The sequence below is a fragment of the Mycobacterium sp. NPDC050441 genome, assembly GCF_040655355.1.
In the GTDB taxonomy this organism is placed as follows: domain Bacteria; phylum Actinomycetota; class Actinomycetes; order Mycobacteriales; family Mycobacteriaceae; genus Mycobacterium.
Genome location: NZ_JBFAJS010000001.1, coordinates 905,563 through 928,886 on the forward strand (window position 1 = coordinate 905,563; position 23,324 = coordinate 928,886).

The 23,324-nt window shown below is 65.9% G+C and carries 24 protein-coding genes; 13 read left to right on the plus strand and 11 right to left on the minus strand.

The window, feature by feature from the left end:
- Positions 1–9: 9 nt before the first annotated feature.
- The gene (locus AB0I14_RS04435; protein WP_358016316.1) at positions 10–807 is read right to left on the minus strand and encodes a crotonase/enoyl-CoA hydratase family protein; all 798 of its coding nucleotides are present in this window, start codon (positions 805–807) and stop codon (positions 10–12) included.
- Between the two features lie 166 nt (positions 808–973).
- On the opposite strand from AB0I14_RS04435, the gene AB0I14_RS04440 reads away from it, so the two are divergent.
- Positions 974–1,138, plus strand: a complete 165-nt coding sequence (locus AB0I14_RS04440) for a hypothetical protein (protein ID WP_358016319.1) — start codon at positions 974–976, stop codon at positions 1,136–1,138.
- Positions 1,122–1,772 carry a TetR/AcrR family transcriptional regulator gene (locus AB0I14_RS04445; RefSeq protein WP_358016321.1) on the plus strand — a complete coding sequence of 217 codons (651 nt, stop codon included), beginning with the start codon at positions 1,122–1,124 and terminating at the stop codon, positions 1,770–1,772. The genes AB0I14_RS04440 and AB0I14_RS04445 overlap by 17 nt, the downstream gene beginning before the upstream one ends.
- Here AB0I14_RS04445 and AB0I14_RS04450 read toward each other — a convergent pair.
- The 3 genes from AB0I14_RS04450 to AB0I14_RS04460 form a co-directional block, all read right to left on the minus strand.
- A complete protein-coding gene (locus AB0I14_RS04450) occupies positions 1,762–2,283 on the minus strand; it encodes a dihydrofolate reductase family protein (RefSeq protein ID WP_358016324.1) in 522 nt (173 codons plus the stop codon). The two genes, AB0I14_RS04445 and AB0I14_RS04450, sit on opposite strands and share 11 nt — an antisense overlap.
- A 3-nt stretch (positions 2,284–2,286) precedes the next feature.
- Complete coding sequence (locus AB0I14_RS04455; RefSeq protein WP_358016327.1) at positions 2,287–3,210, minus strand: helix-turn-helix domain-containing protein; 924 nt, start codon at positions 3,208–3,210, stop codon at positions 2,287–2,289.
- Between the two features lie 66 nt (positions 3,211–3,276).
- Positions 3,277–4,116, minus strand: a complete 840-nt coding sequence (locus AB0I14_RS04460; RefSeq protein ID WP_358016330.1) for an arylamine N-acetyltransferase — start codon at positions 4,114–4,116, stop codon at positions 3,277–3,279.
- A gap of 58 nt (positions 4,117–4,174) precedes the next feature.
- Between AB0I14_RS04460 and AB0I14_RS04465 the strand changes: the two genes are divergently transcribed.
- The 5 genes from AB0I14_RS04465 to AB0I14_RS04485 all read left to right on the plus strand — a co-directional run bounded on the left by AB0I14_RS04465 (position 4,175) and on the right by AB0I14_RS04485 (position 9,985).
- Positions 4,175–4,747: a hypothetical protein gene (locus tag AB0I14_RS04465; protein WP_358016333.1), complete on the plus strand. Its 573-nt coding sequence runs from the start codon at positions 4,175–4,177 to the stop codon at positions 4,745–4,747.
- Positions 4,748–4,895: 148 nt separating this feature from the next.
- Positions 4,896–5,705 (plus strand): 1-acyl-sn-glycerol-3-phosphate acyltransferase, encoded by an 810-nt coding sequence (locus AB0I14_RS04470; protein ID WP_358016336.1) that lies wholly within the window; start codon positions 4,896–4,898, stop codon positions 5,703–5,705.
- 6 nt (positions 5,706–5,711) lie between these two features.
- Positions 5,712–7,379, plus strand: a complete 1,668-nt coding sequence (gene fadD12 / locus AB0I14_RS04475) for an acyl-CoA ligase FadD12 (RefSeq protein ID WP_358016339.1) — start codon at positions 5,712–5,714, stop codon at positions 7,377–7,379.
- Positions 7,372–8,601, plus strand: a complete 1,230-nt coding sequence (locus tag AB0I14_RS04480) for an alpha/beta hydrolase (RefSeq protein ID WP_358016342.1) — start codon at positions 7,372–7,374, stop codon at positions 8,599–8,601. Before fadD12 ends, AB0I14_RS04480 begins: the two co-directional genes overlap by 8 nt.
- Before the next feature lie 10 nt (positions 8,602–8,611).
- Positions 8,612–9,985, plus strand: a complete 1,374-nt coding sequence (locus AB0I14_RS04485) for an FAD-linked oxidase C-terminal domain-containing protein (RefSeq protein ID WP_358016345.1) — start codon at positions 8,612–8,614, stop codon at positions 9,983–9,985.
- 77 nt (positions 9,986–10,062) lie between these two features.
- On the opposite strand, the gene AB0I14_RS04490 is transcribed toward AB0I14_RS04485, so the two are convergent.
- Entirely contained in the window at positions 10,063–10,674 is a 612-nt protein-coding gene (locus AB0I14_RS04490; RefSeq protein ID WP_358016348.1) for a hypothetical protein, read from the minus strand.
- A gap of 188 nt (positions 10,675–10,862) precedes the next feature.
- On the opposite strand from AB0I14_RS04490, the gene AB0I14_RS04495 reads away from it, so the two are divergent.
- Positions 10,863–11,309, plus strand: a complete 447-nt coding sequence (locus AB0I14_RS04495; protein ID WP_358016351.1) for a MarR family transcriptional regulator — start codon at positions 10,863–10,865, stop codon at positions 11,307–11,309.
- Positions 11,310–11,315: 6 nt separating this feature from the next.
- Here the strand turns inward: AB0I14_RS04495 and AB0I14_RS04500 are convergent, their stop codons facing one another.
- Genes AB0I14_RS04500 through AB0I14_RS04510 form a run of 3 tightly spaced genes read right to left on the minus strand, consistent with a single transcriptional unit; the run spans position 11,316 to position 15,015 of the window.
- A complete protein-coding gene (locus tag AB0I14_RS04500; protein WP_358016354.1) occupies positions 11,316–13,028 on the minus strand; it encodes a VWA domain-containing protein in 1,713 nt (570 codons plus the stop codon).
- Positions 13,025–13,846 carry a CbbQ/NirQ/NorQ/GpvN family protein gene (locus AB0I14_RS04505; RefSeq protein WP_358016357.1) on the minus strand — a complete coding sequence of 274 codons (822 nt, stop codon included), beginning with the start codon at positions 13,844–13,846 and terminating at the stop codon, positions 13,025–13,027. The genes AB0I14_RS04500 and AB0I14_RS04505 overlap by 4 nt, the downstream gene beginning before the upstream one ends.
- Positions 13,846–15,015 (minus strand): spirocyclase AveC family protein, encoded by a 1,170-nt coding sequence (locus AB0I14_RS04510; RefSeq protein ID WP_358016360.1) that lies wholly within the window; start codon positions 15,013–15,015, stop codon positions 13,846–13,848. Before AB0I14_RS04510 ends, AB0I14_RS04505 begins: the two co-directional genes overlap by 1 nt.
- 166 nt (positions 15,016–15,181) lie before the next feature.
- On the opposite strand from AB0I14_RS04510, the gene AB0I14_RS04515 reads away from it, so the two are divergent.
- On the plus strand, positions 15,182–15,784 hold the full coding sequence (locus tag AB0I14_RS04515; protein WP_358016363.1) for a helix-turn-helix domain-containing protein: 603 nt from the start codon (positions 15,182–15,184) through the stop codon (positions 15,782–15,784).
- Between the two features lie 98 nt (positions 15,785–15,882).
- Here AB0I14_RS04515 and AB0I14_RS04520 read toward each other — a convergent pair whose 3' ends face one another.
- Together AB0I14_RS04520 and AB0I14_RS04525 are read right to left on the minus strand one after the other, a co-directional pair.
- Positions 15,883–17,025 (minus strand): amidohydrolase family protein, encoded by a 1,143-nt coding sequence (locus AB0I14_RS04520; RefSeq protein WP_358016366.1) that lies wholly within the window; start codon positions 17,023–17,025, stop codon positions 15,883–15,885.
- Positions 17,026–17,041: 16 nt separating this feature from the next.
- Positions 17,042–18,502: an aldehyde dehydrogenase gene (locus AB0I14_RS04525; RefSeq protein WP_358016369.1), complete on the minus strand. Its 1,461-nt coding sequence runs from the start codon at positions 18,500–18,502 to the stop codon at positions 17,042–17,044.
- A 145-nt stretch (positions 18,503–18,647) separates the two neighbouring features.
- On the opposite strand from AB0I14_RS04525, the gene AB0I14_RS04530 reads away from it, so the two are divergent.
- Genes AB0I14_RS04530 through AB0I14_RS04545 form a run of 4 tightly spaced genes read left to right on the plus strand, consistent with a single transcriptional unit; the run spans position 18,648 to position 22,001 of the window.
- A complete protein-coding gene (locus AB0I14_RS04530; protein WP_358016372.1) occupies positions 18,648–19,922 on the plus strand; it encodes an aromatic ring-hydroxylating dioxygenase subunit alpha in 1,275 nt (424 codons plus the stop codon).
- Between the two features lie 4 nt (positions 19,923–19,926).
- A complete protein-coding gene (locus AB0I14_RS04535; RefSeq protein WP_358016375.1) occupies positions 19,927–20,253 on the plus strand; it encodes a hypothetical protein in 327 nt (108 codons plus the stop codon).
- Positions 20,250–21,515, plus strand: a complete 1,266-nt coding sequence (locus AB0I14_RS04540) for an amidohydrolase family protein (RefSeq protein WP_358016378.1) — start codon at positions 20,250–20,252, stop codon at positions 21,513–21,515. Before AB0I14_RS04535 ends, AB0I14_RS04540 begins: the two co-directional genes overlap by 4 nt.
- A 33-nt stretch (positions 21,516–21,548) precedes the next feature.
- On the plus strand, positions 21,549–22,001 hold the full coding sequence (locus AB0I14_RS04545) for a MarR family transcriptional regulator (RefSeq protein ID WP_358016381.1): 453 nt from the start codon (positions 21,549–21,551) through the stop codon (positions 21,999–22,001).
- Positions 22,002–22,035: 34 nt separating this feature from the next.
- On the opposite strand, the gene AB0I14_RS04550 is transcribed toward AB0I14_RS04545, so the two are convergent.
- A complete protein-coding gene (locus AB0I14_RS04550) occupies positions 22,036–23,133 on the minus strand; it encodes an acyl-CoA desaturase (protein ID WP_358016810.1) in 1,098 nt (365 codons plus the stop codon).
- Positions 23,134–23,324: the final 191 nt, after the last annotated feature.

Below are 23,324 nucleotides of genomic sequence, written 5' to 3' on the forward strand. Positions count from 1 at the left end.
GGCTGGGAATCAACGACCCTGGAACTTGGCGGCCCGGCGTTCGATGAAGGACTGCACGCCTTCGGCGGCATCGGCGGTACCGAACAGTTCGGCGACCACCGGACGCAGTCGCGCAATCGCGGCGGCGTCCCCTTCGCGGCGTGCGGTGTGCGCCGAGGCCAGGGTGGCGCGAACTCCGAGCGGTGCGGCGCGATCGGCGATCGTGTGTGCGATCTCGCGGGCCATGGCGACGGCCGCGTCGGCATCCGGCGCGACTTCCTGGATCAGCCCGATGCGGTACGCCTCGGCCGCGTCGAACTCGTCCCCGGTCAGCAGCCACCGCATCGCGTTGCCCCAGCCGGTCTGGCGCGGTAGCCGCAGGGTGGCGCCGCCGAAGGGGTAGATACCGCGCAGCACTTCGATCTGGGCGAACCGGGTGTCCTCTGCGGCGATGCGGATGTCGGCGGCCAGGAGCAGTTCGATGCCGAGCGTCAGGCACCGGCCCTGGGCTGCGGCGACGACCGGCTTGGTCCAGTCGCCGTCGAGGCGCCAGGGGTCGCGCCCGCCTTCGGGAGTGGGCAGTTCGCCGCTGGCCACATGCGGTGCGACGTCGACGAGATCGAGGCCGGCGGTGAAGTGCTCACCATGGGCGAACAGCACCCCGACGCGCAGGTCGTCGTCGGATTCCAGCAGCCCGTACGCGAGCGCCAGATCGGTGAGCATCGCAACGTTGAATGCGTTGCGTTTCGCTGGACGGTTCAGTCCGATCAGCAGGACGTGGCCGTCCCGCTGCAGCGTGAGGGTTTCCAGGGCCGGATCGGTCGTCATAGAAGCAGTCAACGCCTGCTCGCAGAATTATGCAAGACACCATAATTCTGCATCGGCCCACCGGCCCGCCGGGAACCTGTTCAGAATCAGTTCACCTGCTAGTCTTTTCGCTATAGGCATGTTTGTTAGATACTCGACACCATGCGAGAATTCCACCATTTCTATGGTGGAAGACATAGAAGGGCGGTGCGCGATGTGGGTCGTCGAACTCAACCTCGCCGGTCACCGGTTCACCCGTCGGGTCCGCACGCCACACACCCAGGTGCGCACCATCACCCCTCGGATGCTGCTTCGCTGTTCCTCGCAATTCCTGCATGACCGCGTCGCCTGACACCACCGCCAAGCCACGGAACAAGCGTGGCTCGACCCGCGCCCGCATGCTCAGCAGCGCGGTCGAGGTGTTGCGCGAGCGGGGCGCGGCAGGCGTCACGATCGACGAAGTACTCACCCGCAGCGCCGCACCCCGCGGTTCGGTGTACCACCACTTCCCCGGCGGACGTCGCCAGATCCTGATCGAGGCGCTCCAATTCGCCGCGGACACCATCGGCGACGTCATCGGCGCCGAAACTTCGGACACCGCATGGGATCTGGTGCACCGGTTCGTCGAGTTCTGGGAACGTGTGCTCACCGGAAGCGATTTCACCGCGGGTTGCCCGGTGGTAGCCGTGGCGATCGCCGACCCGGACGAAGAACCCGATCTCGCCGCGACGGCCGGCGCCATCTTCGACCGCTGGCGCACAGCCCTGGCCGCAAACTTCGTCGCCGACGGTTTCGACGCATCCGACGCGTCCTCCCTGGCGGTCATGTGCATCGCAGCCCTGGAGGGCGCCGTGGTGCTGTGCCGATCGTCGCGATCGGTCGAACCCCTGCACGATGTCGCCCGCCAACTCGAATTCCTGATCAAATCAAGGGAATTCGTTCTTCGTAACGGCGTTCCCCGGCTCACTCGACCGTCTACGCCCTGACCCACCGGGCGCAGACGAAATCGCCGTTGAGCGCAGATTCGGCCAGCGCCCACTCGGAACGAACGGGCAGCACCGGCGACCCCGCACCCAGTGAGCAGGGCGCATAGCTGACGATCATCTCGTCGATCAGCCCGGCCGTGACGAACTGGGCGGCGACCTCTCCGCCGCCGACCACCCAGACGTCCCGGCCCGCCGCGGCCGCCCTCAGCTTGGGATGCAGTTCGGCTATATCGCCGGAGAACACCTGCACCGGATGCCCTATGGACACGATCTCGGGCCGGTGGGTGAGCACCCACGTCGGCTGCTCATACGTCCACTCGTCGGGTTGGTTCTTCACGATCCACTCGTAGGTCGACGACCCCATCACCAGTGCGCCAATGGTTTTGATGAATCCGTCGTAGCCGAACGGGCCCTGCTGATCGATGTTCCGCGAGATCAGCCAATCCAGGCTGTCCTCGGTGTCGACGATGAAACCGTCCAAGCTCGATGCGGTGTAGTACACGGTCTTCACGGATCAGTCCTTCCTCATCCATTCGAGTGGGTCACCCCGGTCGACGGCTACCCCGTGGCGGGCCAGCATGCCCCGCACGACGGCCCGCCGATGCGCCGAGTAGGTCAGCACGTGCGCGATGATCCCGTACAGCTGAAAGGATTCCGGCGGATCGCACAGTGCATCGATGACGGTGTCGCCCAACCGTCCGGCAGCCGAGTATTCGGAGATCAGTGTGGTCCAGCGCTTTCCGATAGTGCGATGATGCGCGGCGAGTTGCTCGGCGGTCGCCTGACTGGTCGTGGCCCGCGCGGGAAAGTCCCGGCCCTCGATGGTGGCCAGCCAGACCTCTTTGGTCCACACGATCGCCCCGAGCACCGCCGCGACGCTGGGCTCCGGACCGTCCCAGTCCAGCACCACCTGCCCCGGCGAGATCTCCTGCGCCCATTGCTGTTCGGAGAGCCCAGCCGACTCACTGATCAGGTACTCGGTGTCGGCGACATCGTGCACGAGCATGAACTGGGCGACGTCCGGGCCGGCGGCCTCGTCCGGATCGGCGTCGCACCACAACGACTGGGGCGGATGGAAGTGCACCCCGTTGGGAGCGGTCAGCCGGAATCCCACATCGTCGGCACGTGACGGCGGCACCCCGAACGCGCGGCGGAAGGCCCGGGAGAACACCTCGGCCGACGACCAGCCCTCGGACTCGGCCACCTCGGCCACCCCGGCACCCTGCTGCAACCGCCAGGCCGCGCGCTCGAGCATGACGCGGCGGCGCAGCGCCGCCGGTGGTTCTCCGGTCAGCCTGCGTACCTCCCGGGAGAAGTGAAACTCCGAGGCGTAACTGCTGCGGGCCATGTCGCCGACGCCGGAGTTGTCGTCGTCGACGACGGCATCGAGCAGTTCCCGCAGCCGGTCACGCCCGTTCGATTGAACCTCCACGGTCACCGAGTATGGTCGGCCGGCCGCCCTGGGAACATGACATTTCCTGCTGTGGTCCGTTGCTCGTCGGCGTCAGCTGTCGAGCACCTGCGCCACTCGGGCCTCGATGTCGACACCGTCCAGATCGGTCAGGTTGATCCCGAACCGCTCGGTGAGCGCGTCGAGAACCTGTGCGGCCGTGTCGAAGCGGATGCGTTCGGTCTCACCGTGCCGGTGGATGGCCAGGTTCCGGCCGCGCAGGTTGAGCCGGGCGTCATCGGTGACCAATGCCGCGGTCAGCCCGACGACGAAGATGCCGCCGGGATGCGTTGACACATACCAGCTTCCGACTTCCAGGTCGATACGCGGTTGCGGCACGGTGGTGAACCGGTACAGCGGCTGCCATTGCCCGCGAACCTGAGCGGCCAGTTCGTACTCCGGCTCATGGCGGGTGGGCAGCTCGAGCAGCCGGTAGGGCTCATGGCGGGTCTGCTGCACTGCACCGGTCTGCAGCCGGATCGGCGACGACAGCGTCTGCCCGCCGAAGCCGACGTCGACCAGGAAGCGTCCGGCCTCCCCGGGAACCGTCACGGCCAGCACATTGTGGGTGAGCGCGGGCAACGGGGCGTCAGGTTCCTTCATCCACACCACCCGCCCGGCGAGCCGGTCGACGCCGTACCCCAGCTCGTCCAGGGCGTGGCCGAGCAGTCCGTTGTGCTCGTAGCAGTAGCCGCCGCGGCGTCGGGTTATCAGCTTGTCGGCCAATGCCTCTGCACTGAGATCGGCGACCGGGATGCCCAGCAGCGGGTCGAGGTTCTCGAACGGGATGGATCGGCCATGCGCGGCGACGATGTCGTGCAGCGTGTCCGGATCGGCTGACGCGGAACCCTGATAGCCGATCCGGTCGAAATACGCGGTGAGGTCGAATCCCATGGTCGCCATGATGGTGCCTCAACGGTGGTTGAGGTCAATCGCGGAGGACACTGGCCGCATGGCTGCACATCTCACCGAGCGCCTGCGGGAGGACCTGTTGGCCCGCTGGTCCGAACCCCACCGCAGGCACCACAACGTCGTGCACCTGCGCGAAGTACTCGACGCGATCGGCGCCCTTGCCGACGACGGGCTGCACTTCGACCGGGAAGCCGTCGAACTCGCGGCGTGGTTCCACGACGCGATCTACGAGATCGGTCGCGACGACAACGAAGACCGGTCGGCAATGTTGGCCCGCGAACTGTTGGGCGGATCCCATGACCGCGACGAAGTGGCGCGCCTCGTCCTGGCGACCAAGTCCCACAAGGTCGACGCCGGAGACATCAACGGCGCGGTGCTCAGCGACGCCGATCTGTCGGTGCTCGGCGCGCCCGCGCTGCGTTACCGGCAGTACGCCGACGCGGTCCGTGAGGAGTACGCGTCGGTGCCCGACGACGTCTTCCGGCCCGCCCGGGCGCGCGTGCTCGCGGCGTTGCTCGACGGACCGATCTTTCACACCGCACCCGGCCGAGGGCGCTGGGAAGACCAGGCCCGGCGCAACGTCGGCGAGGAGATAAGCGAGCTCAGCTCATAGCGACGCCACGTGAGCTGTGGTTTTGAGAGGATTGCCAGCAGCTACTCAGCGGTAGGTAGATGAACCCACAAAGCAAATGGGTTTTTTGCCCTCGACCTGGGTACACTAGCAAAACTAGAACACGTTCCAATCCACATAGGGGGACCCTGTGGCCGCGACCGATATCGACCCGTCCGAAATCACCAAATGGGATCCGGGCCTGACCGAGAAGGTCATGGGCCTGCTGCGGCCACTCATCAAGGGCTACCACCGCGCCGAGGTGCGCGGGCTGGACAGCTTCCCCAATGGCGGCGCCCTGGTGGTCTCCAACCATTCCGGCGGCCTGTTCGCCCTTGACGTACCGGTATTCGCGACGGGGTTCTACGAGAAGTTCGGCTACGAGCGTCCCGTCTACACCCTCAGCCACGACATGCTGATGACCGGCCCGACCGCGGCCTTCTTCAAGAAGACCGGCTTCATCCGGGCCAACCATGAGAACGCCGACGAGGCACTGCGCTCGGGCGGCGTGGTCGTGGTGTTCCCCGGCGGTGACTATGACGTGTATCGGCCGACCCTGTCGGCGAACAAGATCGACTTCGGCGGCCGCACCGGTTACATCAAGGCAGCGATCAACGCCGGCGTGCCGATCGTGCCGATGGTCGGCATCGGCGGCCAGGAGACCCAACTGTTCCTGTCCCGCGGCACCGGGATCGCTAAGGCACTCGGCCCGATCGCACGGATGGCCCGCACCAAGATCGTGCCGGTGTCGTTCGGATTCCCCTTCGGCCTGTCCGCGGTCCTGCCGCTCAATGTGCCGTTGCCTACCAAGATCGTGATGACGACGCTGCCGCCGATCGACATCGAGGCCGAATTCGGCGAGAACCCCGACATCGACGAGGTCGATGCGCACGTCCGCCGGGTGATGCAGCGCGCGCTCGACAAGCTGGCCGACGAGCGCCGCTTCCCGGTGATCGGCTGAGCAACGGTGAATCCGCTCGATCTGCTGTCAGGACCACTGGACCGAGTCACCGACACCGTCGGCCTGGTCACCACAATGCGCCGCGCCGGCGTCATCACCGTGATGCGCCCGGACAAGTACCTGCGCATCGCTGCGGCCATGGCCCGCGAAAACATGAGTGTCACTTCAGGCTTTGCGGCGTCAGCCCAGCGTTGCCCGAACCGGCCCGGTCTGGTCGACGAGCTCGGCACGCTGACCTGGCAGCAAGTCGACCAACAGGCCGACGCCCTGGCCGCCGGCCTGCAGGCGCTGCCTACTGGTGAACCCAAACTGCTCGGCATCATGGCCCGTAATCACCGTGGCTTCGTGCTGTCGCTGATCGCCGCCAACCGCATCGGCGCCGACGTGCTGCTGCTCAACACATCCTTCGCCGCGCCGGCCATGGCCGAGGTGTGGGCACGTGAGTCCGCCGGCAAGACCAGTGCCGTCATCTACGACGAGGAGTTCACCGACACCGTCGACCGCGCCCTCTCCGACCGGCCCAGCGCCGCACGGATCGTGGCGTGGACCGACACCCACGCCCACGACGTCACGGTCGCCAAGCTCGTCGAGCAGCACCGCGGCCAGGAACCGCGGCGCTCGAGCGACAAGGCGCGCCCAAAAAGTAAAGTGATCTTGCTGACCTCGGGCACCACCGGAACTCCCAAGGGCGCCAAGCATTCCGGTGGCGGGCCCGAGGTACTGAAGGCGATCCTGGATCGCACCCCGTGGCACACCGAAGAGCGGGTCGTGGTCGTCGCGCCGATGTTCCACGCCTGGGGTTTCTCCCAGCTGGCCTTCGCGGCGTCGATGGCCTGCACCATCGTCACCCGGCGCAAGTTCGATCCCGAAGCCACGCTCGAGCTCGTCGACCGGCACCGGGCCAAGGGCCTGTGCGTGGTGCCGGTGATGTTCGACCGGATCATGGACCTGCCCGAGAACGTGCTGAATCGCTACGACGGCCGCACGCTGCGGTTCGCCGCTGCATCCGGATCACGCATGCGCCCCGACGTCGTCACCGCCTTCATGGACCGGTTCGGCGACATCATCTACAACAACTACAACGCCACCGAGGCCGGCATGATCGCCACCGCGACCCCTGCCGACCTGCGCGCCGCACCCGACACCGCCGGTAAACCGGCCGAGGGCACCGAGATCCGCATTCTCGACACCGAATTCCGGCGGGTCCCCACCGGCGAGGTGGGCACCATCTACGTCCGCAACTCGACGCAGTTCGACGGCTACACCGGGGGCCCCACCGTCAAGGGCAAGGACTTCCACGAGGGCTTCATGTCCTCGGGCGATGTCGGTTACCTGGACGAGGCGGGCCGGCTCTTCGTGGTGGGCCGCGACGACGAGATGATCGTCTCCGGCGGTGAGAACGTCTACCCGATCGAGGTGGAGAAGGTCCTGGCCGGCCATCCCGACGTCGCCGAGGCTGCGGTCATCGGTGTCGACGACGAGAAGTACGGTCAGCGACTCGTGGCGTTCGTGAGGCTCTCCGGCGCCGCCACCGCCGACGACCTCAAGGCGTATGTTCGGGAGAACCTCGCCAATTACAAAGTGCCGCGGGAGATCACCGTGCTCGACGAGTTGCCACGCAACAGCACCGGCAAGATCGACCGCCGTCAACTCCAGGAGATCGTGAATGGCTGAACGCCGACGGCTGCTCGCAGCCGCCGCCGAGTTGCTCAACGCTGCCAACGCAGTAAAACCGCTCGGGCGCAGGGGTTACACCACCGTACAGTCCTTCGCGTTCGGCTGGCCGACCTCGGAGAACGCCCCGCTGGTAATCAGCGTCTCGGCGCTCGATGCGCTGCGCCGCGGCATCCGGGGCGACTACCGCACCGCGGGTGGCCGAATCTCGCTGCTGCTCAAGGTGATTTCCTGGGGACTGCTGGTGCTGGTGCACCGGCGCGGTGTGCAATCCCGGCCCTATTTCGAGAATCCGGTGCACGAAGCCCTGGCCGACGAGTACCCGTCGACGGTGCGGCCCTTACGTCGTGGTGAGGTGTACTCCACCGCGATGAGCCGGCACCGCTACGCCCGTAGGACCGTCCACTACGGCCCGCACCGAGCCAACCTCGCCGACATCTGGATGCGCCCCGACCTGCCACGCGACGGCAAGGCGCCGGTGCTGCTGCAGGTCCCGGGCGGGGCATGGATGATCGGGATGCGCCGGCCGCAGTCGTATCCGCTGATGAGCCACCTGGCCGAGCAGGGCTGGATCTGTGTGTCGATCGGCTACCGGATCAGCCCACGCCACCCGTGGCCCGACCACATCATCGACGTGAAGCGGGCGTTGGCGTGGGTGAAGGAGAACATCGCCGAGTACGGCGGCGACCCGGACGCGGTGTGTATCACCGGCGGTTCAGCGGGCGGGCATCTGACCGCACTGGCCGCGCTGACCCCGAACGACCCCAAGTGGCAGCCGGGATTCGAGGACGCCGACACCTCGGTGGCGGCCGCGGTGCCCGTCTACGGTCGCTACGACTGGTTCAGCACCACGGGTCCCGGGCGCGAAGAGTTCATGGAGATCCTGGAGCGACTGATCGTCAAGTTGCCGCTGGCCACCCATGATCAGGTGTACCGGGACGCGTCACCGATCACGCTGGTACACCCCGATGCACCGCCGTTCTTCGTGCTGCACGGGACGAACGACTCACTCATCCCCGTGGTGGAAGGCCGCGATTTCGTCGCCGCACTGCGCAAGGTGTCGAATTCGCCGGTGGTCTACGCCGAGATCCCGCACGCACAGCACGCCTTCGACATTTTCGGCTCACCGCGCGGGCACTACACGGCCGATGCCGTCGCGGAGTTTCTGACCTGGGCGCGGGCCCGGGCTCAGCTCACCGCGGGCGCCGCTGCAGGTCGGTAAGCTCCTGAAGATGTCCGTACCGGACACCGAGATCGCCACGCTGGCCGCCGGCCTACCCGACGGCGCGGTGCTCACCGACCCTGCCGTGATCGAGGGCTATCGCCGTGATGCCGCACTCGATCCCGAGGCGGGCGTGCCGCGAGCCGTGGTGCGGGTCACCAGCACCGAGGACGTACAGGCCGTGCTGCGGTGGGCGAGTGCACACCGCGTCGCCGTGGTGCCAAGAGGCGCGGGTTCGGGGCTCGCCGGCGGCGCCAACGGGGTCGACGGCGGCATCATCCTCAGCACCGAACGGATGCGGCAGATCCGCATCGACACCGCGAACCGCACCGCGGTGGTGCAACCCGGCCTGCTGAACTCCGAGGTGAAGCGGGCCGCCGCCGAGCACGGCCTGTGGTATCCGCCGGATCCCGGCTCTGTCGACATCTCCTCGATCGGCGGGAACGCGGCGACCAATGCGGGTGGATTGTGCTGCGTGAAGTACGGGGTCACCAGCGATTACGTACTGGGAATGCAGGTGGTGCTGGCCGACGGCACCGCCGTCACCCTCGGCGGCCCACGGCTGAAAGACGTCGCCGGTCTGTCGCTCACCAAGTTGTTCGTCGGCTCTGAAGGCATCCTCGGGGTGATCACCGAGCTCACGCTGCGGCTGATCCCGGCGCAACCTCCGGCGTCGACGGTGGTCGCGGTGTTCGCCTCGGTGGAGGACGCCGCGGACGCGGTGGTGGCGATCACGGCCAAAGTTCGGCCGGCCATGTTGGAGTTGATGGATCACGCCACCATCAACGCGGTCGAGGACTACCGCCGCATGGGCCTGGACCGTTCGGCACAGGCATTGCTGCTGGTCCAGTCGGATGCACCCGGCGCGGCGGCGGAGGAGATCGCCCACATCGCCGAGGCCTGCGAAAAGTCCGGGGCCACCGAGGTTTACGCGACCGATGACCCTGAGGAAGGGGCTGCCTTGACGGCGGCCCGGCGGTTGGTGGGCCTGGCCCTGATGCAGCTGGGCACGTTCTTTCTCGAGGACGTGACGGTGCCGATACCCGACCTACCGACGCTGGTGGCCGGCATCAAGCGGATCGCCGAGGATTGCGATGTGCTGATCTGCGTCGTCGCTCATGCCGGCGACGGGAACACCCATCCGGTGGTCGTGTTCGATGCCGATGATCCGGACATGACCGAGCGTGCCCGGCACGCGTTCGCCCGGGTGATGGAACTCGCGATCGCGCTGGGCGGAACCATCACCGGCGAACATGGTGTCGGCCGGCTCAAAAGGGATTGGCTGCCACTACAACTCGGCGACGACGTGATGGCGTTGACCCGTCGCATCAAGGATGCCCTCGACCCGCTCGGCATCCTCAATCCAGGCTCGGTGCTGCACTGAGCTGATCCCGCCGAGACTACGGTTTCTGATGCCACAGCCCGTAATTGCGTCACAAACCGTAGCCTCGGCGGGGAATTTCAGCTTTCGGCCAGCACCCCGTGGAGCGCCTTCTTGGCCTCGTTGATCGCCGCGAGCAGATTCGTCCGCACCTCACCGAGCTTGGCCTTCTGTTCGTCGGTGCCAGTGAACGCGATGGTGCGGGCCAGACCCGCGACCTCGTGCAGGCCGGTGCGAATCTTGATGACGTCGGCGAACTTGCCCACCTTGCCCAACAGTGCGTGGGCGGTCTCACTGGTGACTCCGCGCCAGGCCAACAGCTGGGTGCCGAAATCGGTCAGCGTGGCAACACCGTCGGAAACGGTGACCACACCGCGGCCGGCCAGCGCCGCGATGGCCAGTTCGACGATGTCCAGCGGCGGGGTGATAGCTCCGCCGGTGGCTTCGGTCGTGCGCTCGACGATCTGCTCAGCCGTGGCCGGACCGTCGAGCAACAGTGCCGCCGTGCCGACCGCCGCACGCTTGAGCGCAAAACCTGGCCCGAAGCCTCCACCGAAACCACCGCCCAGGCCGCCGCCGAAGCCGGATGCGCCGAACCCTCCCGGGCCGAAACCGCCCTGTCCTTCATGGCCGCAGCTGCCGCCGCCGAATCCCGCCGGACCCCAGCCGCCACCAAATCCTCCAAAACCCATGTCACACATCCTTTTCCAGTTCTCATCCGGACCGACGGAACGCGGCCCAGTAGGTGTATCAAGTTCCTTGATACGCTCGCTCGGGAGACAATTCAATGAGATCTGGCTGAGAACTGGTTGAGCTGTGGGCGAAACTGTGCGACCGATCTGGATGGTCGCCGAGGGCGGCGCATGTGAGGATGCCAGCTATGACTGCCCCCGACAGCGAGCCGCTGGGTTACCTCCTGCACCGGGTGGCTGCAACATTGCGGCCAGAGGTGGCCGCAGTTCTCGCCCCGCTCGGACTGGGACTCGCCGAGTTCGTCTGCCTGCGGATCATCGCATTGAATCCCGGGCTCACCAGCGCCGAACTGGCCCGCTTCACCAACGTCAGCGCGCAAGCCACCAACCAGTTGCTGCACCGCCTGCAAGGGGCGGGCGCTGTGCACCGCCCCGATACGGCCGCGGCGGGAAAAGGACTGCCCGCAGAACTCACTCAGTCGGGCCGAGCGTTGCTCACCCGCGCCGAGGACGCCGTCCACATCGCCGATCAACGGGTACTGGACCGCCTGACGCCCACCGAACAGCGGCAGCTCAAAGCGTTGTTGCGTAAGGCGGGACGTGACGACACCGCATGCGGACCGGTCGGCTCCTGACGCAGGTCACCGTGGCTTCGGAGCGGCCAACTCGGCCAGTGCGGACAAGAACAACTCATCCATCCGCGGACTCAGCTCCGACAACGTCGCGGCGCCCGCATGACTGGCTGAGCCGAATACCCGATCGAGCGCGTCGGCATCGGCGGGTGCACCAATGGACAGGCAGAGGCAGGCCACGCCGTCGGCCCGCAGTTCTTCGAGTGCCTTGGCGGCGTCGGCCTGAGCGTATCGACCCTCGTAGCCATCGTCGTACGGGAAGCCGTCGGAGAGTACGAACAGCAGCCGGTGTGGCGTTCCCGCTTGAGATCTGAGGATTTCACCGGCACCGCGAATACCCGCCCCGAGCCGGGTGTAGCCGAATGGCTGTAGTTGGCTGAGCCGGGATCGCTCGGCGGCACCGAAGCGTTGCTCGAAGGTCTTGACGGCAGGCAGATATACGGCTTGGCGGCCTTGGGAGCGGAAGCCGTAGACGGCCACTCGATCACCGAGTTCTTCGAGCGTGGCCGCGAGGGTCGCGGCCGCCTGCAACTGATGGTCATGCACCGCCAGACCGTCGGTGTCGGTATCGGTGACCGAGCCCGAGACGTCGAGCAAGATCAGAACACCCAGGTTGCGGTCCAGGTTCCGTCGTTCGGTGTAGATATGCTCCGGTGGCGCATGGCCCGAACGCAGGTCGACGAACAAGTCGACGAGGGCCTCGGTATCCAGTTCGTCGCCATCGGCGCGCCCACGCAAGATCTTCGCCCCCAGGCCCACTCGCGACAGCCGCTGTCGCAGAACGTGATCCGGCGCCATGCCGGCGGGTGTCACCTCCGCCGCGGAGGTCAGCGGAAAATCGATGACCCGGCACCACTGGGGCCGGTAGCGGTTGTTGTGGGTATCCCATTCCGGGTACAGCGCACCGCCCACACCCACGGCGCCATCGGTCCCGTCCTTGTCGGCGAACTCGATCCGCGTGGGCAAGGGCTTGGCATTTGTCCCCGCCCCACGGGCCCGGCGAACCGAACCCATCGGCAGCTCAGCGCCGGCGCCTTCATCGCCGAACGAGCGGGAGCCGCCGAACATCTTCCGGAGAAATTCCGAGAGAGCGCGCGAGGTGAAGGCCGGCGCCTCGAAAAGCTTGAGGATCTTGCTGTCCTCGGATGACGCTTCGTCATCGTCATCGTCATCGTCATCGTCATCGTCGGAGGATTCACCGGCCGATGCCGGGGCGAATGACAGCTGTACGTCCCGGGAGTCCGAACCGGAGCCTGCGGTGTCGTCATCGGATTTCAGCAGTAGCGACGGTTTGATGACCCCGAACCATTCGGGCGGCCCGGCCACCTTGCGGCGCGATCTGGCCAACCCGAGTGAGTCGGCCGGCCCGGCCGAGGCCAGTCCACCTTCAGGACATATGCTGGCGGCCAGCGGGATTCGTGGGGCCAGCTCGGCGAGGGCGCGACAGCCCTCTGTCGACAGGTAACGCGTCGCGAGCGCAGGCCGGCCCCGCAATGCTCGGACGAACTGCCGGTCCAGGCTTCCCGCTGCCAGCAGGGCACATTGCAGCACCAGCTCACGGCGTTGCTCGGCCTCGGAGAGCTCCGCCGATACGAAGACGACGCGGCCGTCGGTGTGGGCGGGCTGACCGGCCGGGGCCGGCGCCACGTCGACTGCCCATCCTGCGATGAAGGTCGCCAGCAGTCGAAACCGCTGCAGGCCTGGAGGTTCGGCCGTCGTCACGTCAGATTCAGGACGCCGTCAGCAAGCTCACCGAGGGCGCGCACCACGTCGGGATCATCGGACAGCGCCCGCACGATCGCCGCTCGTACGGCGCTGCGCACCGGCAAGCCCTCTGCGATCAGCCCGCCGGCCAGGATCAGCATGCGCGTAGAGGACGCCTCGCGCAGTGGAGAACCCTGTAGGTCTCGGATGGCGTTGCCGAGTCGGACCAGGGCCTCTGCCGTTCCCCGGTCGATCCCCGCCTCATGAGCGACCACCTCGACTTCGATGTCGGCGGGCGGGAAGTCGAGTTCGATCGCCACGAACCGCTGGCGGGTCGATTCCTTGATGTTCTTCAGAACACTCTGGTAGCCGGGGTTGTAGGAGATGACCAACTGGAATCCGGGCGCTGCGGACAGGGTGGTGCCGAGCCGATCGACCGGCAGTTCGCGCCGGTGATCAGCCAGAGGATGGATCACCACGGTGGTGTCCTGACGCGCTTCGACGATCTCGTCGAGGTAGCAGATGGCACCTTGACGGACTGCCCTGGTCAGCGGTCCGTCGACCCAGACTGTTTCTCCGCCCTTGAGCAGAAAGCGTCCCACCAGATCCGCCGACGTCATGTCTTCGTGACCGGCCACGGTGATCAGTTCGCGCCCGAGCTCGTGCGCCATCGCCTCCACGAAGCGGGTCTTCCCGCATCCGGTCGGACCCTTCAGCATTACCGGCAATCCGCGCCGGGCCGCTGCCTGGAACACCTCGGCCTCGTCACCCACCGGCCGGTAGAACGGCGCGGGTGCCTCGACGGCGAGCTCGACGGTGTGATGATTTGTCGGCATCAGTTCTCCGGCATGAACGGCACGACCGTCGGGAGTTGTGCGCCTTCCGGCAGGACCAGCTGACCGTCCGTATTGATGAAGCCGGACCGCTTGGTGGGTATCGGCAAAACCGGGTCCGGGCAGGGGGTGTCCGTGCCGGCACCGCAGATGCCGCCGGTGAAGTACGAGCGCTTCACGTGGTCCTCGGGCCACGGGTCCGAGTGCATGCCGATCCACTGGGCGGGCAGGTTGTAGAAGAAGAAGAAACACGCGCTGACCCCGGCAAAGATCGCCAGGAAGCGGACGAACTGCTGCTTGGCGAATCCGCCTCGGACACGGTCGATTCCGCGCTCGACGACGGTGCGCCCGCGGTCGTCGGTGAAGAACCGCAGACAGCACAGGGCCGCCTGGACGCCACCCCACATGAGTCCCTCATAGATCGGCCACTGGTAGTAGGTGCCGGCATTGAACGACACCGACCGGATCGCGCCGGGGTAGGTGTAGAACCCGATCGGCAGCATGACCAGCGCCTCCATCACGAAATCGAAGACGAACGCCATCGCATACGTGACCAGGATCAGCCGCATGTTGCTGATGTTCGGCCAGCGGTTCTTGATCTTGCGCATGAGCCAGCACCCGACGATGGTGATCAACAGGACGCCGTAGGCGTAACCCGGCACGTTCGTCAACAACGGTTCGGCGACCTGGCGACCGGGTTCCTCCTGTGACACCCAGCCCGGGATGTTCGACGACCAGGAACCCCGATTGAACAACCAGGTGTTGTAGGTGCACCAGGTGTTGAAGTAGTTCAGCAGCGGATCCTGGAAGAACATCAGGCCCATCGACACAAACAGCATGCCGTCCAAGGTGATTCGACGTTCGCGGCGCCAGGGCCTGATGAAGAACCACCAGATGGCGAACGGCAGACCGACCCAGAGCACGACCGCATTCGCGATCAGGGGGATCTTCATGTAGAGCGGCGGCTCATGGATGCCGCCCGGCACTCGTTCGAAGTAGGGGCCGGTGATCCAGCTGATCCATACATACAGCTGCAAGGCCAGCAGCGCCCCGCCAATGGTGGCCCAAACCTGGACCGGTTTGACCGTGGGCTGCACCTCGGCGCCGATCGATGCCGCGCCGCCGAGTGGCCCGGACGTCGCGGACTTGCTCTTACTGGACAGGTCGCTCACGACACTGCCTCCTTCTGGTTGCCGTATCAGCGCACGCGTACTGAACCGTGAGTCGAATCGCGAAAGAACCCCTGCTACAAGGGATTGCCCATGCGCTCGTCCGAAATATACCGCTCGGTATCTCAAATACCAAGAAGTTTTTTGGGTCTGTGGCAGAATCTCGTGCATGGTCGAGCGGTGGACACGGGAGCGGCGCCTTGAGCGCACCCGCTCACTGCTGCTGGATGCGGCTGAGGCGGTTTTTGCCGAAAAGGGCTTCACCGCAGCATCTCTCGATGACATCGCCAATGTCGCGGGCTACACGAAGGGCGCCATCTACAACCACTTCGCCACCAAGGAAGATCTTTTCCTGGCGGTCAGCGACAGGTACTGGCGCCGGTATTTCGACAACTTCGCCGAGGTGATGTCCGCAGCGAGCCAGGTCGGGGAGCCTGAGCTCGACGAGATCGCCAAGCGCTGGCGTGAACTGAGCCGTGACCGGGGCGCCGAGCACGCCGCGTTGGGCCACGAGTTCACCCTCTACCTGCGGCGCAATCCCGACGCTCGGGAACGGGTGGCGGCCAAGCGAGCTGAGGTTGTCGAAGCGCTCAGCGCGTTCATCGCCACAGGCATGGAACGCCTGGGCGCAACGCTGCTGATTCCGGCGTCGACGTTCGCCCAGGTGCTGATAGCCACCAGTGAGGGTGTGGTGCTGGGCAGCGAACTCGACGATGTCGACCTCTACCGGCCCATGGTGGAGATGTACGTGTCAGCGATCAAACTGCCCTGAGGGCGCCGTCCACACCAACCCGACGCCGAAACTACGGTTTCTGATGCGATCAGACGAAATTCCGTCACAACCCGTGGTCTCGGCGCGGAACTGCAACCTCAGAAGACGCGCACCTGACCTTCGAGCACCGGAACGGTCTCCGGCAGCTTGTAGGTCTGAATCCCGTTGCGGAACATGATGTTCTCGCGCGCATGCTCGGGGAGGTGCTTGACCAGCCAGCGGGGATCGTCGAACGTCCAGTGCGGGTAATCCGACGAGAACAGCAGGATCTTGTCGCACTCCATCCACTCGAAGGCCCGCGACAGCTCGGTCTTGTCCTCGGGGTAGTCCAGCGGTTGGGTGGTGAACTTGATGTGGTCCTTGACGTACTCCGACGGCTTGCGCTTGATGTCGAGGTACCCCTTCCGCGCCTTGTAGATGGCGTCCATCCGCCACATCAACGGCAGGATCCAGGTGAACGCATGCTCGACGAACACCACCCGCAGCGTCGGGAACCGGTCGAACACCCCGTCGAAGATCAGGCTCATCACCTGGTTGGCCGCCAACAGTGAGTACGTGACCATGAAGTCGTGGTTGTAGCTGGGTAAACCCACCGGCGGGAGCGGGAGTTCGTCGTACTCGCCGCGGGACAGATGGCAGCTCACGGTGATGTCATGCTTGGTGGCCGCCGCCCAGATCGGGTCGTACTTCGGGTCACCCCACGACGGCCGCGGCTCGGCCTTGATCAGGATCTGCGCCATGTACGGGTGGCCGGCCCACCGCTCGATCTCCTGTGCCCCCAACTCCGGGGCTTCGACCGCCAGGCAGATGGAGCCACGCCAGCGCTCGTGCCAGTTGTTGTGACTGTCCAGCCAGTGGTTGGCCTGCCAGTCGTTCAGCGCGCAGTTCATCACATGGTTGGCCTCGGGAATGTGGGCCGAGTATGCCGCGGGTTCCAGGATCGCGATATCCGACCCGGCCTCCATGATCAGCTGCCGGAACGCGAGATCGGGGTCGCTGCCCGCGAATTCGCCGTCGGACGGGAAGGTATCGGTGCGCATCGCGTAGGCATGCGCGTAATCGGGAGCGTCGTAGTAGATCAGGTCGCCGACATCGTGGGTGTTGAAATACCTGGATCGCCACGGCTCGGGGATGTACTGACCGAGCTCGCCCCGGCGGGGCACGGGATGCACGTCGGAGTCGACGCATCGCACCGCGATGCGTTCGGCGGCCGGAATCCTGGGCGAGGTGGTGGTGGTCATCGTCATTCCCTCTCGATCACCGGGTGGCCGCGACGGCGATGGACTTGGTCTCGAGATAGCCGTCGAGCCCTTCACGGCCGAGTTCCCGGCCGTAGCCGCTGTCCTTGACGCCGCCGAACGGTGCGAACGGATCCATCGTGTACCCCTGGTTTACCCCGAAAGTGCCGGTTTGTACACGCTCGGCGATCCCGATCCCCCGCTCGGGATCGGCCGTCCACACCGAGCCGGCCAGGCCATAGTCGGAGTCGTTGGCGATCGCGACCGCCTCGTTCTCGTCCCGGTACCCGATTACGGTGAGGACGGGACCGAAGATCTCCTCGCGGGCAATACGCATCGAGTTGTCGGCGCCGGCGAACAGGGTGGGCCGGACATACCAGCCGGTGTCCACGCCGTCGGGTAACTCGGTGCCGCCACAGACCAGCCGGGCGCCCTCGCGCTGGCCGAGGTCGATGTAGTCGCGTACGCGCTGCTGCTGCCGTCGGGACACGAGTGGTCCCAGTTCGGTGGCGGGGTCGGCGGGATCGCCCACGACGAGGGCAGTCATCCGGTCGGCCAGGGCGTCGACGAACTCCTGCTCCCGGGAGGCCGGGACGACGATGCGGGTCAGTGCATTGCAGATCTGGCCACTGTTGGACAGGCTGGCCGACCGCACCCCGGCCGCGACCGTCGCCGGGTCGGCGTCATCGAGGATGATGGCCGCCGACTTGCCGCCGAGCTCGAGGCTGACCTTGGTCAAGTTGGCGGCGGCGGCCGCCGCGACGGCGCGGCCCGCGGCACTCGAACCGGTGAACGAGACCTTGTCGACGCCCGCGTGGCCCACCAGGTTGGCGCCGACGGTGGCGTCCCCCTGGATGACGGAGACGACGCCGTCGGGCAGACCGATCTCCTTGAGCATGTCGCTTAAAAGCAGTGCATCCAGCGGGGATTCGGGTGCGGGCTTGAGCACCACCGCACAGCCGGCCAGCAGCGCGGGCACCAGCTTGGTGACGATCAGGAACTGCGGCATGTTCCACGGCACGACGGCCGCGACGACACCCACCGGGTTCTTGCGCACGTGGACGTCCGCTCCGAAGAAACCGGCGCGGACCTCGCGCCAGGGGTAGGTCTCGGCGAGGTCGCAGAACGCGGACATCATCATCGTCGGAAGCCCGACCTGCGCGCGCTGGGCGAAAGTGATCGGCGCACCCATCTCGGCCGAGATGAGTTGGGCCATCTCACCGCGTCGTCCGGCGTAGATCTCGGCGAGGCGCCGCACCGCCGCGATGCGTTCCGCCGGGTCGAGCCGTGGCCACGGTCCCTGATCGATGGCCGCACGAGCGGCCGCGACGGCAGCGTCCACCTCGGCCGGCCCGGCCGCCACCACTCGAGCGATGGGTTGCTCGGTGTGCGGGGAGATCACCTCCACCGCGTCGGCAGGGTCGCCGTCGAGCGACCAGTCGGCCTCGATTCCGAGGTACTCCCCAAGATGCTGATCCATCCAGACTCTCCCGCCTGTCGAATTCAGAGTATCAACTACTTGTTATTGATGAAACAGCCGTCTACCGTCAAGCCTGAAGCCCTGGCCGGCATGTGCAGCCCCATGTCGGCATCATCGGTCGAATCACATCTCTTTAGGAGCGGGCATGGCTCGGTTTCCCAAACCGGCTGAAGGCAGCTGGACTCAGCACTACCCGGAGCTGGGCACCGGCCCGGTGTCGTATGAAGACTCGATCAGTCCGGAGATCTATGAGCTGGAGCGCAAGGCGATCTTCAAACGCGCCTGGTTGAATGTCGGCCGGGTCGAACAGCTTTCACGCAAGGGCAGCTATTTCACCCGGGAGATGAAGGCCGCCAACACCTCTATCATCGTGGTGCGCACCAAGTCCGGTGAGGTCAAGGCCTTCCATAACGTCTGCCGTCACCGCGGCAACAAGCTGGTGTGGGATGACATGCCGCTGGAGGAGACCAGCGGGGTGTGCCGGCAGTTCACCTGCAAGTACCACGCCTGGCGTTACGACCTGGACGGTGAGCTGAGCTTCGTCCAGCAGGAGTCCGAGTTCTTCGACCTGGACAAGAGCCGGTACGGCCTGGTTCCCGTGCACTGCGAGGTGTGGGAAGGGTTCATCTTCGTCAACTTCGCCAGCAATGCTGAAGCCCCCGAGCAGTCACTGCGCGACTTCCTGGGCCCCATGATCACCGATCTGGAGGGCTACCCGTTCGACAAGATGACCTCGCGATTCACCTATCGCTCTGAGGTGAAGGCGAATTGGAAGCTCTACATGGACGCCTTCCAGGAGTTCTACCACGCACCCATACTGCACGCGAACCAATCCCCCACCGCCTACTCGAAAGCTGCCGCCGAATCGGGCTTCGAGGCACCGCACTACCGGATCGAGGGGCCGCACCGCCTGGTCAGCACGTCCGGCGTGCGGGCCTGGGAGATGCCCGACGAGATGCGCAAGCCCATCGAAGACGTTTGCCAGAGCGGACTTTTCGGCCCCTGGGACAAGCCGGACCTCGGAGAGATGCCGGCCGGGCTGAATCCCGCCAAGTGCGATCCGTGGGGGTTGGACTCGTTCCAGCTGTTCCCCAACTTCGTCGTGTTGTTCTGGGGCCAGGGCTGGTATCTGACGTACCACTACTGGCCAACCTCGTTCAACACGCACACCTTCGAGTGCACGCTGTACTTCCCGCAGCCACGCACACCACGCGAGCGGTTGGCCCAGGAGTTGGCTGCGGTCTCCTTCAAGGAGTACGGCCTGCAGGACGCCAACACCCTGGAGGCGACCCAGAGCTCGATCGAGACCCGGGTGGTCGATGAGTTCCTGCTCTGCGATCAGGAGATCCTGCTTCGGCACCTGCACAAGGAGACCGCGGCCTGGATCGACGACTACCAGCGCAAGACCGCGGGAGTGTGAACCGATGAGCATTCTGCCGGCCGAATTCGCCGACCTCGAACAGTTTTCGGACTGGTGCCTGCCCAGTGAGCCGCAGCGCTACGGCAAGCGGTTGGACAGCACCATGACCGAGATGCAGGCCTTCTACGACGCGATCACGCCGCGGGCCGAGGAAGCGATCAGCTTCTGCGACAAGTTCAGCCTCGACGACTTGCCCGAGGACGTGCTCAACCTGATGCACCTGCTGTATTCGATGATCACGGTGTCGTTCCCGGTGGAGTGCTGGAAGCAGCCACGGGTACCCGATTCCGGTGCGACATCGTTGGACTGCGTCGTCGAGCCGGTTCCGTGAGCGAACCCGAGAGCTCGACCACGATTCTGCGCGCCGCCCGTTGGGTGGACGTGGCCGGCGGCCAGGTCCGGTCCCCGGCGGTTGTGGTCATCGAGGGCAACCGGATCACCGCGGTCAACCCCGAAGGGCCGCTATCGGATTCGGCCACCGTCATCGACCTGGGAGACGCCACCCTGCTGCCCGGGCTGATGGACATGGAGCTCAACCTGCTGATCGGCGGCCCCGGTAATCCCGGCGGCCTACCGACTCCGATGCACGGCGTGCAGGACGACCCGGCGTACCGGACGCTGCGCGGCGCGGTCAACGCCCGCACCACACTGGACGCCGGGTTCACCACCGTCCGCAACCTGGGCCTGATGGTCAAGACCGGCGGCTACCTGCTCGACGTCGCACTGCAGCGCGCGATCGACCAGGGCTGGCATCAAGGGCCGCGCATCTATCCGGCCGGCCACGCCGTCACCCCCTACGGTGGGCACCTCGATCCCACCGTGTTCCAGCGGTTGGCACCGGGCATCATGCCGCTTTCCGTCGCCGAGGGCATCGCGAACGGGGTACCCGACGTCATCGCGTGCGTGCGCTATCAGATCCGCCACGGCGCCAAGCTGATCAAGGTGTCGGCCTCCGGCGGCGTGATGTCACACAGCACCGCGCCGGGCGCCCAGCAGTACTCCGATGCCGAATTCGCCGCGATTGCCGACGAGGCACACCGCGCAGGCGTCAAGGTCGCCGCGCACGCCGTCGGCGACACCGCGATCCAGGCCTGCATCCGCGCCGGTATCGACTGTATCGAGCACGGATTCCTGGCCAGCGACGAGACGATCCAGATGATGGTCGACCACGGCACGTTCCTGGTGTCCACGACGTATCTGACCGACGCCATGGCGATCGACCGCATCGCACCCGAACTGCGCAAGAAGGCACTCGAGGTCTTCCCGCGCGCAAAAGCCATGCTGCCCAAAGCTATTGCGGCCGGAGTTCGCATCGCCTGCGGCACCGACGCCCCGGCCGTCCCGCACGGCGAGAACGCGAGGGAATTGTGCGCACTCGTCGAACGCGGGATGACCCCGATGCAGGCGTTGCAGGCCGCGACGGTGGTGTCCGCAGACTTGGTCGATGCCGCCGACGAACTGGGCCAACTGGCCCCGGGCTACCTGGCCGACGTCATCGCCGTTGCGGGCGATCCCAGCGTTGACATCGCGACGACACTCGATGTCCGGTTCGTGATGAAGGACGGAGTCATCTACAAGAAAGCGGTGCGCTAGCGTCGAGGTGAGGCGTGTGGCAGGAGAACGAGGATGGATCTGACCGAGAACACCTTGTGGTGGCTCAAACAGGCGTTCTATTTCTCGCTCACCGAGGTCAACGAGTCGGTCAAGGAGCACGGGGTCACCACTGCCCAGATCGGTGTCCTACGCCAGTTGACCAATCAACCGGGCCTGTCCGGCGCCGAGTTGGCCCGTCGGCTGCTGATCACCCCGCAGGGCGTGCAACTCGCACTCACCGCGTTGGAGAAGCGGGGCCTGGTCGAGCGCAAACAGGATCCCCAGCACGGGCGCATTCTGCAGGTCTTCCTCACCGATGAAGGCCGGGCGGTGGCCTCGGCCGTCGTCGCCGATGCCGTCACGGCCCACGAGCGGGTGTTCGGCGTACTCAGTGACGAGGAGCAGGAGCAGTTGAAGGCGCTCCTCCGCCGGGTGATCGAACAGGGCACGGGCCACACGCCGCACTCCGATCACATCGACCCATGAAATCTCCGTCTCCCGCTAGGGCGAGCAGCCAGGCCTATTTGCGGCGTCGCCGGCCGATGCCCAGCAGCCAGTCGGGAAACGCCAACCCGTGGATGATCCGTTGCGTCCGGAAGTACTGGCGCGGAAGCGATGCCGTGTTGTAGGGCAAGTCGTATTTCTCGCACAGCTCCCGCACGCGGACACTGACCTCGGGGAGGCGGCGGCTCGGCAGGTCAGGGAACAGGTGGTGCTCGATCTGGTAGCAGAGGTGCCCACCCGAGATCGCCAGCAGCGGGCCCGCGTCGAAATTCGCCGTTCCGAGTATTTGCCGTAGGTACCACTCGCCGCGGGTCTCGTCCTTGACCACCGCGGGGTCGAATGTCTCAGCACCGTCGGGGATGTGCCCGCAGATGATGTTCACGTACACCCACAGGTTGCGGATCACGTTCGCGGTGAGGTTGGCCGCCAGCGTCCGGCGCCACCGGCGCAGGCTGAGGGCGGGTAGGAACACGTAGTCCTTGGCCAGCTGGCGGACGGCCTTGCCGACGAACTTCCGCTTCTCCATCGCGAGAGCGTCCGACGTGTCCTGCCGGAGACGCTCGGAGTGCAGGCCGTGCAGGGCGATGCCCCACTCGAACATCGCCGCCAGCACCAGGTTTCGTACCGGAGTCGCCAGGTGGACCCAGCGCCACGGCTGCTCCGTGGTGACCCGATGCAGGCGGTAGCCGATGTCCTCGTCCATACCGAGCACGTTGCTGAAGACGTGATGCCGGTAGTTGTGGGAGTAACGCCACTGCGCCGAATGCCCGACCATGTCCCACTCCCAGGTGTTGGAGTGGATTTCGGGGTCGTTCATCCAATCCCACTGACCATGGGAGATGTTGTGGCCGAGTTCCATGTTCTCGATGGACTTCGCGTATGCCAGCGCGCACGTTCCCACCAACCAACCGGTCTTCGACCGGCTGCCGGCGATCACCAGGCGGGACGCGACATCGAGTGCCCGCTGGAAATGGATGACCCGACGGATGTAGGCCGCGTCCGCCGCCCCGAGCGACTCCTCGACGTCTCGGCGGATCACGTCGAGTTCATAGGCGATCTCTTCGACGTCCTCGCTGCTCAGATGCAGGTAGGCGGGAACATCGGCGATCGCCATCAAGGTGTCCTCGGGGTGGTGCGGCAGGTAAAGCGGCGCAATCACCGCGAGCGTCAGTCCGCAGCCTAGAGCCTCGGACTTACCGACGGGTAATCGAGGTCCGCCGGGCAGGCGAAATTCCGGCCCCGTGCGTTCGGTCTGCGCACCTCTACCGGAGTTTGCTCTGCCCCTAACACCGCCGTCGATATCTA